10 protein-coding genes are annotated in these 13,151 nt (G+C 66.6%); 4 read left to right on the top strand and 6 right to left on the bottom strand.

Translation table 11 applies throughout. The annotated features are described in order from the left end of the window. The first annotated feature begins 122 nt into the window (after window positions 1–122). Both KQ304_RS08345 and KQ304_RS08340 read left to right on the top strand, forming a co-directional pair. Entirely contained in the window at window positions 123–389 is a 267-nt protein-coding gene (locus KQ304_RS08345; protein ID WP_259736641.1) for an isochorismatase family protein, read from the top strand. 278 nt (window positions 390–667) lie between these two features. Continuing rightward, a complete protein-coding gene (locus tag KQ304_RS08340) occupies window positions 668–1,807 on the top strand; it encodes a DUF1254 domain-containing protein (protein WP_259736640.1) in 1,140 nt (379 codons plus the stop codon). Between the two features lie 276 nt (window positions 1,808–2,083). On the opposite strand, the gene argS is transcribed toward KQ304_RS08340, so the two are convergent. The 4 genes from argS to grrP all read right to left on the bottom strand — a co-directional run bounded on the left by argS (window position 2,084) and on the right by grrP (window position 6,573). After that, the gene (gene argS, locus KQ304_RS08335) at window positions 2,084–3,928 is read right to left on the bottom strand and encodes an arginine--tRNA ligase (protein WP_259736639.1); all 1,845 of its coding nucleotides are present in this window, start codon (window positions 3,926–3,928) and stop codon (window positions 2,084–2,086) included. A gap of 58 nt (window positions 3,929–3,986) precedes the next feature. Beyond that, window positions 3,987–5,144, bottom strand: coding sequence for a cyclophane-forming radical SAM/SPASM peptide maturase GrrM/OscB (grrM, locus tag KQ304_RS08330; protein ID WP_259736638.1), 1,158 nt, complete (start codon window positions 5,142–5,144; stop codon window positions 3,987–3,989). Then, entirely contained in the window at window positions 5,141–5,551 is a 411-nt protein-coding gene (grrA, locus tag KQ304_RS08325; RefSeq protein ID WP_259736637.1) for a GrrA/OscA1 family cyclophane-containing rSAM-modified RiPP, read from the bottom strand. Before grrA ends, grrM begins: the two co-directional genes overlap by 4 nt. Before the next feature lie 74 nt (window positions 5,552–5,625). Then, the gene (gene grrP, locus KQ304_RS08320) at window positions 5,626–6,573 is read right to left on the bottom strand and encodes an extracellular substrate binding-like orphan protein GrrP (RefSeq protein ID WP_259736636.1); all 948 of its coding nucleotides are present in this window, start codon (window positions 6,571–6,573) and stop codon (window positions 5,626–5,628) included. Between the two features lie 295 nt (window positions 6,574–6,868). On the opposite strand from grrP, the gene ggpS reads away from it, so the two are divergent. After that, entirely contained in the window at window positions 6,869–8,392 is a 1,524-nt protein-coding gene (ggpS, locus tag KQ304_RS08315; RefSeq protein ID WP_259736647.1) for a glucosylglycerol-phosphate synthase, read from the top strand. Window positions 8,393–8,407: 15 nt separating this feature from the next. Beyond that, window positions 8,408–10,069, top strand: coding sequence for an alpha-amylase family protein (locus KQ304_RS08310; RefSeq protein WP_259736635.1), 1,662 nt, complete (start codon window positions 8,408–8,410; stop codon window positions 10,067–10,069). On the opposite strand, the gene KQ304_RS08305 is transcribed toward KQ304_RS08310, so the two are convergent. Together KQ304_RS08305 and KQ304_RS08300 are read right to left on the bottom strand one after the other, a co-directional pair. Further along, window positions 10,015–11,595, bottom strand: coding sequence for a glycerol-3-phosphate dehydrogenase/oxidase (locus tag KQ304_RS08305; RefSeq protein ID WP_259736634.1), 1,581 nt, complete (start codon window positions 11,593–11,595; stop codon window positions 10,015–10,017). The genes KQ304_RS08310 and KQ304_RS08305 overlap by 55 nt on opposite strands. Beyond that, window positions 11,595–13,133 carry a glycerol kinase GlpK gene (locus KQ304_RS08300; RefSeq protein WP_259736633.1) on the bottom strand — a complete coding sequence of 513 codons (1,539 nt, stop codon included), beginning with the start codon at window positions 13,131–13,133 and terminating at the stop codon, window positions 11,595–11,597. Before KQ304_RS08300 ends, KQ304_RS08305 begins: the two co-directional genes overlap by 1 nt. Window positions 13,134–13,151 lie beyond the last annotated feature (18 nt).

Below are 13,151 nucleotides of genomic sequence, written 5' to 3'. Positions count from 1 at the left end.
CGCTACCCCAAATGAGCGAAATTCAGCATCCAAATCAGTGAAACCGAGCTGATCTACGCTCGATCAGCGATCAAAATGGTTACCAGAGACAATCAAGGCCAGGCGCGCTCCTTGAACCCTCGTTGTCCAGAGCTTCCCTAGAAGTGCAGGGGGGGGCCTGCCGCACAGCCGGCAAGAAGCATCTGGCAATGGCGGGTGAAACGACAGATGTGTCCATGGTCGCAGAGGCGATCAGCGCGTTGAGTGAGGGTTTTGAAGTCAAGGTCGCATGTGATGCCTGCGGTTCCTCCAATCCGATTGCTGAAGAGATGGCTTGGCGGAGGATGCAGACAGCTGATATGCGGTTAACGAGCACCAACGCGATTGTGGCTCAGCTAGTCAAGAGCTGAACATCTCTGCTGCAGGTGCTGTGGTCTTTCCCTTGCTTACCGCCTAAAATCTCTATTCATCTGAGCCGCCAGTGGAAGATGAATGAGCCGTGAAGCAGACTTCAGTTCAATTCTTAGCGGCCAAGCGATGGTAAACGCCAGCTTCGTACATGCTAGACTGAAATTATATCCTGTATGTTGTATATCACAGAATCCAGCCGCCCTACAAGAGCAAATGCGATGAAACAACGATTCGGAGCGTTGAGAGTCCTGCTAACCGCTGCGGTGGTAATCCTGCGATGTACTCCATCGGTCATCTGGACCTGCAGGCCTACGGGCCGACGGTGGTGGAAGTTCCGCCCGGCATGCTCGGCATGCTTGACGACGCCTGGATGCGCTACGTCGGTGATTTCGGAGTCGCGGGCCCGGACAAGGGCAAGGGCGGGAAGTATCTCGTGCTTCCACCGGGCTATACCGGCGCCGTGCCCGACGGCTACTTCGTGCTGAAGCCACCCACCTACATCAACTGGTTCTTCATGCGCGGCTCGATTGCCGGTGGCCTGGAGCCGGCATTGAAGAACATCAAAGAAAACCTGAAGGTGTACCCGCTGAAGTTGGCCAGCAACCCGCCTGCCACCGAATTCATGAACATCACCGGCAAGAGCTACAACACAATCGCCCCCAGCGACTTCAGCTACTTCGAAGCTCTCAACAGGATCATCCAGAGAGAACCCATCGACGCCTTAGGCAGAGAGTCCAGAGGGTCCCTTGCAGCGATCGGCATCGTCAAAGGCACACCGTTCAATCCAAACCCGAGGATGAAGCGTCTGCTGATGGAAGCAGCGGCCATCGGCGATGCCACGGCCCGGGCCGCGCTGTACAGCCCGCGTGAGAAGGGCTATTTCCTCTATCCCGACAGCGACAGTTCCTGGGTGATGGGTTTCGCCAACAAGAACGTATTTTTTGAAACCGACGGCGCACGCAACCTGGATGCCCGCACCAGCTTCTATTTCGGCTACACGGGTGTGACGCCCGCCATGGCCGTTACGCATCCAGGAGCCGGCTCTGATTACGCCATCGCCTTCAAGGATTCCGAGAAGAGGGCCTTCGATGGCTCGAAGACCTACAAACTGCACCTGCCCGCCAATGTGCCTGTGAACAACTTCTGGGCGGTCACGATCTACGACACGCAGACCCGTTCGATGCTGCAGACCAGCCAGCCATTCCCATCCGTCGGCAGCCAGAGCCAGGGATTCCAGAAGAACCCCGACGGCTCCTACCACGTCTACTTCGCACCCAAGGCACCGGCTGGCAAGGAAAGCAACTGGTTGCAGACCCTTCCAGGCAAGAGCTGGTTCGCGATTCTGCGCATGTATGGGCCACTGGAGCCGTGGATCGACAAGACATGGCGGCCGAGCGAGATTGAGCTGGTGCAGTGAGCCAAACCTGATCAACAAGTCCATGTAGCGGAGCCGCAAACGCAACTCCCTGATGGCCAGCGTTGACAGCACCTCCATGGAGACGTCGTCAGTCGTTGAAGTTGTCTGATATTGGATCCCCAAAGACCGCGGAGCCAGTCCAGAGACGACCCTCAGGATCGTCTCTGGGAATGGACGTGCCTGGTTTTCTGTCGCCAGCGGTGCATGCCTCCAGGGTCCATGCGCTTGTCTGGGATCTGAGCGTCAGTGCGGTGATGCCGACGCGCCCTCACCCGCTCACATCCGCTCCAGCGTCGGGATGCCCAGCAGTCCCAACCCCAGCCGCAGCGTGTCGGCAGTGAGGCGGCAGAGGGCCAGGCGGGAGCCGCGGGCCGGTTCTTCGGCCTTGAGCACCGGCACCTGGTCGTAGAAGCGGTTGAACACCTGGGAGAGCTCGAAGAGATAGGAGCAGAGCCGGTTGGGCAACAGTTCCTCCTCCACCTCGGCAATCACCGTATCCAGCGCCAGCAGCTGGCGCGCCAGGGCCCATTCCTGCGCTTCGCTGAACACCAGGGGATCCGGGAACACTCCGGCCGCCTCTCCGGCTGCCGCACCCACGCCGCCCTTGCGGGCGATGCCGGCGATCCGCACCAGGGCATAGAGCAGGTAGGGGGCCGTGTTGCCGGAGAGGGCCAGCATGCGATCAAAGCTGAACTGGTAGTTGGTGTTCCGGTTGGTGCTCAGGTCGGCGTACTTCACCGCCGCCAGACCCACGGTGGTGGCCACATGGGTGATGAACGCCTCCTCCTCCTGGCGCTCTTCCTCCGCCAGACGGCGGCGCAGATCGGCTTCGGAGCGCTCCACCGCCTCATCCAGTAAATCCTTGAGCCGCACTGTGTCGCCGGAGCGGGTCTTGAGCTTCTTGCCGTCGTCCCCCTGCACCAGACCGAAGGGCACATGCTCCAGCCGGCCGCCCTCGGGCACCCAGCCGGCGCGGCGCGCCACCTGAAACACGGCGGCAAAGTGGCTGGCCTGGCCCGCATCGGTCACGTAGATCAGCCGGCGGGCGCCATCCCCCTCGGGTGGCGCCCCAAAGCGGTAGCGCAGGGCCGCCAGATCCGTGGTGGCGTAGTTGAAGCCGCCATCGCTCTTGCGCACGATCAGCGGCAGCGGCTGGCCGTCCTTGCCGCTCACCCCCTCGAGGAACACACACTGGGCGCCGGCATCGGTGACCAGCAACCCGGTGGCGTCGAGATCGCTCACCACCTGCTCCAGGTGGGGGTTGTAGAACGACTCACCCCGCTCGCTCAAGCGGATGTCGAGGCGATCGTAGATCTGCTGGAATTCGCGCCGTGACTGTTCGCACAGCAGCAGCCAGGCCCGGCGGCTGACCGGATCGCCGCTCTGCAGCTTCACCACCTCCTCGCGGGAGGTGGTCTGGAAGGCCTCATCGGCATCGAAGCGGGCCTTGGCCTGGCGGTAGAAGGCCACCAGATCCCCCAGGTCCACCGCATCGGCGGTGGTGAGCGCCTCGGGAGCCACCTGCTTGAGATGGGTGATCAGCATGCCGAACTGGGTGCCCCAGTCGCCCACGTGGTTGAGGCGCAGCACCGGGTGGCCGCGGAACTCCAGCACCCGCGCCAGGGCGTCGCCGATGATCGTGGAGCGCAGGTGCCCCACGTGCATCTCCTTGGCGATGTTGGGGCTGGAGAAATCCACGATCACAGGCGCGCCTGCAGCCTCTGGCGCGGCACCGGTCGCAGCGGCGCTCACTTCCGGCACCCCCAGGCGCGCAGTCCCCAGGCGGCTGCGCAGCTCCGCCGCCAGCTGTTGGGGGCGCAGGGTGAGGTTGATGAAGCCCGGTCCTGCGATCTGGGCGGGCTCGCACAGATCGGCAAACGCCGCATCAGCGGCCAGCTGCTCCACGATCGCGCCGGCGATGGCCCGGGGCGCCTGCTTCAGCCGCCGGGCCAGGGAGAGGGCACCGTTGGCCTGGAAATCACCGAATTCCGGCTGGCTGGCCGGCGCCAGCTGCGGATCGAGAGGGGCAGCGGCCGCCTGCGCCGCCGCCACCTGCTCGGGGAAGGCCCGCTCCAAGGCCGCGCGCAGTTGGGCGTCGAGGGCATGGGCGATGCGAAGCATGGCTGGGGGGTGCGGCCGGACTGCCGGGGGAGGGGAGGGATCCGGGTTCGATCATCCCTCAGGCGCTCAGCCCCAGCTCCTGCTCCATGCCGGCGAGCACCACGTCGGCCACCAGCTGGATGCGATAGCGGCAGGCCTCGGTGACGCTGCAGTCGAAGCGGCCGTGCTCCCAGTACTTGTTGCTGCCCGCTCCACCCCCGCAGAGGCCGAAGTAGGCGCAGTCGCGGCGGCAGAGGTCTACGCCGGCCTCGATCTCGCGCCACACCCGCTGGAACTTGTCGGTGTGCATCGAGGCCTCAAGGCTGCCCTGAAGCACGTTGCCGAAGATGAAATCGCCGTAGTCGGCGGTGGCCACCGCCAGCAACTCCGGATCGAAGCTGGTGAAATTGCCCTTGGCATCCACGTTCACGATCGCGAAGGGGGTGTTCATGTCGGTGCTCTCCATCCGGCCCTCGCCGCAGGCCAGGCTGGTGATGCCATCGAACTCGCGCAGGTTCAAGCGGCCCGGCTCGGCCCGCTGCCGCTGCCAGAACCGCTCCATGAAGGCGCTGTAGCGGCGCTCGCCATCGGGGCGCTCCAGGGTGGAGCGCAGGTTCTCCCCCTCGGTTTCCTCCATGTTGAAGCCCACGTCGCCGATGCCGTGGGCCGTGAAGAAGTCGTAGAGGGCATCGGCCTGATCGAGGGCATCGGCGGTGAGCACGCAGATCACCTCGAAGGGAATGCCCCGGCGCTGCAGAGCCGCGATGCCGCGCATCACCGCCCCATGGGTGGGCAGGCCCGTGCGGGTGCGGCGGTGGGCGTCGTGCAGCTCCTCGGTTCCATCCATGCTCACGCCCACGTGGATGTCGTTGCGCTCGAAGCAGTCGCACCAGGCGTCATCGATCACCACCGCATTGGTCTGCAGCGATTGCACGATCGTGGTGGGCGGCAGGCCGTGGCGCTCCAGAGCCAGGCGGATGCGCTCGGTGGCCGCGTCGTAAAAGGCGATCGGCATGGTGAGCGGTTCACCCGCATGCCAGAGCAGGGTGAAACCCCCGTTGAAGAACGGACTCTCAAGCACCCGCTCCAGGGCGGCATCGAGGATCTCCAGCGGCAGCCGGCTGCGGTCGTCGCGGCTGGGCAGATAGCAGTAGTCGCAGTCGAGGTTGCAGAAGGGTGTGGGCTGCACCACCAGCAGCCGCAGCGGGCCGGCCAGAACAGTGGGGGACTCGCTCACCAGTAATTACGCCAGCCGCCGTTGCGGAAGCCGCCATTGCCGAAGCCGCCATTGCGGAAGCCGCCGTTATAGAAGCCGCCATTGCGGAAGCCGCCGTTGTGGAAGCCGCCGTTGCGGAAGCCACCATTGCCGAAGCCGATCCTGGGCCCGTTGACGAACACCCGGGCCTGCGGGCCGTCAGCCGAGAGCTCATCCAGGTCAGCCTCGTCTCCCTGCTGGTCGCGCACGGCGGCGGCGATGCGGCGCAGCCGTGCCTCGATCGCATCGGCCGGGGCCGGCTCCGGCTGCTGCGAGGCGGGCGGAGCCGACCCTGAGGCGGCCAGGGCCCGCCCGACCCCTGGGTCCATGGGCAGTGAGGCTGCGATCAGCAGGATGCCGAAGAGCCGGGAACGGGTGAAGAGGGCCATCGGAGCAGGGCGGGGGCGGGAGGAGAGGGAAGGGAATGACCGGGCGCGGGGCGGATCGGGCCACCGGAGCTGGCCTAAGGGGCGCTGGGGCTGCTGGGGGCCGCACCCGCCTGTGCCGGCAGGGGCCGCAGAGCCTCCACCCCCAGCAGCACCGCATCGAAATAGTTGCGGATCTGATCCGGCGTGCGGTTGAGCACACTGCCTGGCCCCACCCAGCGATCGACGGAGCTCACCGCCTCGGGCTCGCCATCGAGATAGCCCTGCAGCAGCCTGGCGACCGCCAGATTCACCAGGTTGCGGAAGGTGGAGTCGTTCTCGGGCACCAGGCAGGCCAGGGCATAGCTCTCGTAGGGCTGCGCAGGGGTCTGCGCCAGCACGGGGCCTCCCTGGCGGGTGGCGGCCAGGGAGGCCAGACGGGCACTGTCACCGATCACCCCATCCAGCTGCCCGGCCCGCAGGGCGGCCACAGCCTGGGGCAGATCGGCAAAGCCCACGGGCCGGGCGGCTGGCTGGATGCCCTTCAGCTCCGTGGCGCCGAGGGAGTCGCTGACCACACCGATGCGGCGGCCGGCCAGCGACTGGGGCGATCCATCCAGACGGCCGGCAGGCGCCAGCAGCCGCAGGCCGGAGAGCCCGAAGGGCAAGGAATAGTCGAGGGTGATGTCTCGTGCCCAGGTGAAGGGCACACCGCAGGCGAGATCGGCTTTGCCGCCCTCCAGGCGCTGACCCAGATCGGCGGGGTCGGCCACCGCCTCGAAGCGCAGGCGCACCGGCCGGCCCACCGCCGCGGCCAGCTCGGCCGCGATGCGGTTGGCCACCTCCACCGCGTAGCCCACCGGTTGACCCTTGGCATCAACCGAGAGCATCGGCGCCTGATCGGGGTCGCCCACCATCACCAGTTCGCCACTGCGGGCGACCCGATCGACGACCCCTTCAGCCCGGGCCGTGGCCGCAGGCCCAAGGCCCGCCAGCAGGGCCAGGCCGGCCGGCAGCAGCCAACGGCCCGCAGGGAAGCGCCACAACGGCAAGACCAACTGAACGAGGGACGGTTGTCGCTGCACAGGGAACACTCGTGGCACGGGAGGTCGCAAGGCTGACCTGATGCAATCTGCACACAACCGGCGGATTTGGCCAGTGCCGGAGGGGAGAGCGCTCAGCTTTGTGACAGGGCTTGGGGGGTTGAGCTTGTGATAGCAAAGCGACCCAGCCATAGGGAGTATAGAATGGTTCAACCGAGAGAGTGGAGAAACCGTGGCGCAAGATCTACAACAAAATCCCGAGGCTGCTGAAATTACGTCCTTGAGCAACCCTTCAGCCATCAGCAACAACTCCAGCGAGAGCCAGGTCGGACCTCCCGAATCACTTCAACCTGGAACAAGCAAATTTGTTCTTGTCTATCACCGTTCTCCCTACGAAGAAACCTTCGACAGTGAGGGCAACCGTCAGTGGGTTGACCAGAAAAGCCCCAACGGTGTTATCCCAACCCTTCGCAATTTGTTTCTGCAGGAGCGTTCGGGCACCTGGATCTCCTGGCGGGAGGACGCCGACTGCGCCGCCAATGCCGATGAGCGGGTGAGCCTCACATCGCCCACCCCATTCACCCTCAGGCGGCTTCCCCTCACCCCCGAGCAGATCACCAGCTTTTATCACGTCACTTCCAAAGAGTCGTTCTGGCCAATCCTGCATAACTTCCCAGGGTTGTTCAGTGTCGACAATTCCGATTGGGCCACCTTTGAGGAGGTGAATCGCTCGTTTGCCCGCGCCGCCTGCGAGGAAGCAGCCCCCGGTGCCACCATCTGGATTCACGATTACAACCTCTGGCTCACCCCGGCTTTGATCCGCAAACATCGCCAGGATGTGCGCATCGCCTTCTTCCACCACACGCCGTTCCCCTCCAGCGACGTCTTCAGCATCCTGCCCTGGCGTGACGAAATCCTCGACAGCCTGCTGAGCTGCGACCTGGTGGGTTTTCACATCCCCTCCTACGCCAATAACTTCGCCCGCAGCGCCATCAACCTGCGCGGAGCCGAAGGGGCCGATCCCGTTGCGGTGGCGCAGAAATTCCGCCGCCATGGCAGTGCCCTCTCCGAACCCAATGTGGTGCCCTGGATTGATCACAACGGCCGCAGGGTTCATATCCAGGCCTCTCCGGTGGGCACCTCCCCTGAGCTGATCCGCGAGCTGGTGCTCACCCCGGAAGTGCAGGCCATGGCCAAAACAATCGCCGAGCAGCACGAGGGCCGCAAGCTGATCCTCTCCGCCTCCAGGGTCGATTACACCAAAGGAAACGAAGAGATGCTGCTGGCCTATGAGCGGCTGCTGGAGCAGCAGCCGCGCTGGCATGGAGGAGTTGAGCTGTTCCTGGGCTGTGTGGCGGCCGCCAGCGGCATGCGCATCTACGAAGACATCCAGCGTTCGGTGGAGGAAATCGTGGGTCGCATCAACGGCCGCTTCGGCCGCATCGACTGGACGCCTGTCCGCCTCTCCACCCGCCGCACGTCCTACGAGGAGCTGGTGGGCTGGTTCAGCCAGGCCGACGTCTGCTGGATCACACCGCTGCGGGACGGCCTCAACCTGGTGGCCAAGGAATATGTGGCGGCGCGCCAGGGGCTGGGCGGCGTGCTGGTGCTCTCGGAATTCACCGGCGCTTCGGTGGAACTGGAAGACGCGGTACTCACCAATCCCTACTCCCACCGCAGCATGGACCGGGCCATCAGCGATGCCCTTGACATGCCCGAGGAAGAGCAGGTGCGGCGGATGGCCTCGATGACCCAGTCCGTGGATGAATTCACCGTTCAGCACTGGGCCGAACAACAACTTGGCGCCCTGCGGTCTCTGTAGGGAGCCCGTTCATCGATGACACTTGAGAACGACCACTGGTGGAGAGGCTGCGTCATCTACCAGTTGATGCCGCGCACCTTCGCCGATGCCAACGGCGATGGAATCGGTGATCTCAATGGGATCACCAGCCAGCTCCCCTACCTGCAATGGCTGGGAATCGATGCCATCTGGCTGACACCGATCTATCCCTCACCGCTGAGAGATGGCGGCTACGACATCACCGATTTCACCGCGATTCACCCTGATCTCGGTAATCTCGACGATCTGGCCCGCCTGCTGGACCGGGCCCATGAGCACGGCATCAGGGTGCTGCTCGACCTGGTGCTCAACCACACCAGCGTGCTGCATCCCTGGTTTCAGCGGGCCCGCTGGTCGCCCGCCGGCAGCAGCGAGCGAGACTTCTACGTGTGGCGCGACGACGACAGCGGCTATCCGGAGGCCCCGGTGCTGTTCCGTCACTTCGAATCCTCCAACTGGCATTGGGATTCGGTGGCCAATCAGTACTACCTGCACCGCTTTCTGCACCACCAACCCGATCTCAACTACGACAACCCCGCCGTTGTCGAGGCGATGCTGGAGGTGGTCGACTTCTGGGTGGAGCGCGGCGTCGATGGCTTCCGCCTCGATGCGGTGCCCTTCCTGCATGAGCGCGAAGGCACCCGCTGTGAGGGCCTGCCCGAAACCCATGCCTTCCTCAAGCGCGTGCGGGCGCGGGTGGACAGCTCCGGCCGTGACCTGCTGCTGATCGCCGAGGCCATCCAGCCGGTGCAGGAGTCGGCGCCCTACCTGGCGGATGACGAGCTGCATGCCGCCTTCGATTTCGCCCTCACCGCCCAGCTGTTTGCCGCCGTGGCCCAGGGTCGCTGCGACAACCTGCGCGACTGCCTCCAGCACGCCCAGGAGATGGTGCCCGGCTGCCGCTGGGCCCTGCCGCTGCGCAACCACGACGAGCTCTGGCTGGGGGATGGTCACCTGGTGAGCGACGAGGTGGTGCAGGCGGTGATGGCCGGTTTCCCCGAGGCCAGGGAGCACTGGTTGAACTGGGGCATCAACCGCCGCCTGGCTCCCCTGCTCAACGGCGACCCACGGCCGAACACCCTGCTGCACGGATTGCTCTACAGCCTGCCGGGCCTGCCCTGTCTCTATTACGGCGATGAACTGGGCATGGGCGACTGGCCGGGCCTGCGCGACCGGGATGCCAACCGCACGCCGATGGCCTGGACAAGAGAACGCAACGGTGGCTTCTCCACGGCTCCCGACCCCTTGCTGGTGCTGCCGCCGATCACCTCCCCCGGCTACGACTACCGGATGGTGAACGTGGAGGTGCAGCAGCAGCTGTCTGGTTCACTGCTCAACTGGCACCACCGCATGCTCACCAGTCGGCGGCTGCTGCCGGCCCTGCGCCAGGGCACGTTCGAGCTGTTGGAGAGTGCCCATCCCAGCGTTCTCTGTTACGCCCGCCACAGCCCAGGGATGACCGTGGTGGTGGCGGCGAATCTGGCGGCCACCGGCGCCTCCAGCCGCCTCGATCTGGGCCAGTGGCAAGGGAGCCGCATGCGCGACACCCTCTGGGGTTGCGAATTCCCCCCCGCCAGCGACGCCTGGTTCGTGTACCTGCCCGCCTACGGATTCTTCTGGTGGCTGGTGGGCGAGGACCTCAGCGAGGCCAACTCCTGATCCAGCAGGGCCTGCACCACAGGCCTGAGGCGCTCGGCCTCGGCGCTGTCCACGAAGGCCAGGCGGCAACGCCGGGCCAGCAGGTCATCGGCACTGCGGGCCCACTCGTGACGCACGCTGTGGCGCACTTCGGCGGCGGTGAGAGGAATCACCGCACTGAGGGGTTCCAGCTCGGCCGGGCTGGCCGCACAGGCCAGCACCGCCTCCACCTCCAGGCCATGGGCCGCCAGCAGGTGCTCCAGCAGGCCGTGATCACCGCTGGGGAGACGCTCGGGCAGCTCCCGGCGCAGCCGCTCAAGCCCAGCGCTGGTGGCCACGCCGCTCTCCGCCGATCCATGGATCGGCACGGCCGCGGCCTCAGGCGATGGAGCCGGCAGGGGGCTCCCCAGCTGCTGGGCCACGGCCTCCAGTCCATCGAAGGCCATCGGGCGGCAGGTGGTCCACTTGCCGCCCATCACGCTGATCAGCCCGCAGGGAAGGGTTTCCACCTGGTGTTCCCGCACCACCGTGGCGGTGCCGGCTGCGCTGGCGTTGCCATCCTCCAGCAGGAGAGGCCGGCCACCGGCCCAGCGGCTGCTCACCTCCGGCTCCCCATGGGCTGGGAACCAGCGGCGCACATGGTCGAGCAGATAGGCCTCCTCCGCTTCACTGGGCTGCTGTGACTCGCCGGCTGGGCAGGGGGTGTCGGTGGTGCCCACCAGGGTGCGGCCGTGAAAGGGCAGCACGAACAGCACCCGGCCATCGTCGGTGGAGGGAATCAGCAAGCCGGTCCCCCCCGGGCAGAGATCGGCAGCCAGCACCAGATGCACCCCACGGCTCACCTGCAGGCTGGGCGGCAGACCGGGCTGAGCCAGCTGACGGAGGCGATCGGCGCCGATGCCCGTGGCATTGAGCACCACCCGGGCCTCCAGCCGGCGCCGCTCGCCCGTGGCCTGGTCGAAAAGCACGGCGCCGCTGAGCCGATCGCCCCGGTGCAGCAGCTCCACCACCTCGGTGCGCGTCATCACCTGGGCCCCGAGGCGGGCGGCGGTGCGCACGATCAGCAGATTCAGGCGCGCGTCATCGAACTGGCCATCGCCGTAGGCCACGCCCAGCTGACCGGCCTTGAGCTTCGGCAGCAGTTGCTGCACCGCTTCGCGGCACAGCCAGCGGCTGGAGCCGATGCCGCGGCGTCCCGCCAGCAGGTCGTAGACCGCCAGGCCGAGGCCGTAATAGGCCTGCTGCAGCGGGCCGGCACTGGGCAGCAGCAACTCCAGCCGCCGCGCCAGGAACGGCACCGCCTCCAGCCAGTGGCCACGCTCAGCCAGGGCTTCACGCACCAGCTGCAGCTGGCGCCAGTCGAGGCGGCGAAAGGCCAGCTCCAGGTAGCGAACCCCTCCGTGCAGCAATTTGGTGCTGCGGCTGCTGGTGCCGCTGGCGATGTCGCTCGCCTCCACCAGGGCCACGCTCAGGCCCCGTCGTGCCGCCTCCATGGCGATGGTGGCGCCGGTGGCTCCGGCGCCGATCACGAGCAGATCCACGCTCATCAGTTCGCCTCCGTTGCGCCCACACTGGCGGGCTGGCCGTGCCAGTGCAGGCTGCGCTCCACGGCCGAGTGCCAGCGGGCCCGCCAACGCTGCCGCGATGCGGCATCGTTGGCGGGCGAGAAGCGCTGGGGTTCAGGCTCAGCCGCCCGCCGCGACCAGCAGGCCAGATCGGGCAGCACGCCCGCCTGCACACCGGCCAGCAGGGCCACCCCGCGGCTGGTGCTCTCCAGGTCGGCGCGGCGCAGCACCGGCAGCCCCGTGGCATCGGCCTGGGCCTGCAGCAGCAGATCAGACGCCGCCGCTCCGCCATCGGCCGCCAGCTCCAGCAGGGGCTCGCCACGGGCCTCCTCGGCCAGCTCCACCAGGGTGGCCACCGCCAGGGCAATTCCCTCCAGGGCCGCCCTGGCGATCTGGGCCGGTCCGCTGTCGCGGGTGAGGCCGATCAGCAGGCCCCGGGCCTCCGGATCCCAGTGGGGCGTGCCCCAGCCCGTGAAGGCGGGCACCAGCATCACCCCGCCACTGCTGTCGCAACGCGCCGCCAGCTCATTCACCTGCTCGGAGCGCTCGATCAGCCCAAGCCCATCGCGCAACCACTGGATCGCGGTGCCAGCGTTGAACAGGCTGCCCTCCAGGCAGTAGGTGGCCTGGCCGGCGGCATCACTCCAGCCCACCGTGCTCAGCAGGCCCCCGTTGGAGCGGTGGATCGTGGAGCCGGTGTTGATCACCAGGAAGGCGCCGCTGCCGTAGGTGCACTTGCCTTCCCCGGCGGTGAGGCAGCCCTGGCCGAGGGTGGCCGCCTGCTGGTCGCCCAGCATGGCGCTGATCGGCACCCCCGCAAACGGCAAGCCCGCAGCGATGGTGCCGAAGGTGCCCGCACTGGGCAGCAGGTCCGGCAGCGCCGCGGGGGGCACCCCGAGGGCCGCGCACAGTTCGGGGTCCCAGCGCAGCTGCTCCAGGTCCATCAGCAGGGTGCGGCTGGCGTTGCTGCACTCGGTGGCGTGACGACGATCGGCGCTGAGGTTGTGCAGCAGCCAGCTGTCGACCGTGCCGAAGCAGAGCTGACCGGCCGCGGCCGCCGCAGCGACAGCCGGCTGCTCCCGCAGCAACCAGACAATCTTGCTGGCACTGAAATAGGGATCCACCAGCAGGCCCGTGCGGGCCCGGATCAGGGGCTCCAGCCCGGCCAGCTTCCATTCGGCGCAGAGGGCCGCCGTGCGGCCGTCCTGCCAGACGATCGCGGGAGCCAGTGGTTCGCCGCTGTCGCGCCGCCAGAGCACCGTGGTTTCGCGCTGGTTGGCGATGCCGCAGGCCACCACGGCTCGGCGCTGCTCGGGGCTCAGGGCCTCCTCCAGCAGGCGCAGGGCCTCCAGCTGACTGAGCCAGATCGCCTCAGCCGATTGCTCCACCCAGCCATCGGCCGGGTAGCGGCTCTCGAGCACCGCCGAACGGCTCATCAGACGCTGGCCTTCGAGGGTGTAGACGGCGGCGCGGGAACTGGTGGTGCCCTGATCAATGCTCAACAACAGGGGGGAGAGCATGGAGGAACCGCTTTTGCT

Source organism: Synechococcus sp. CS-1329 (assembly GCF_025128055.1).
Taxonomy (GTDB): domain Bacteria; phylum Cyanobacteriota; class Cyanobacteriia; order PCC-6307; family Cyanobiaceae; genus Regnicoccus_A.
The sequence above is the reverse complement of the archived record's forward strand: the minus strand, read 5'-3'. Positions and strand labels throughout refer to the sequence as shown.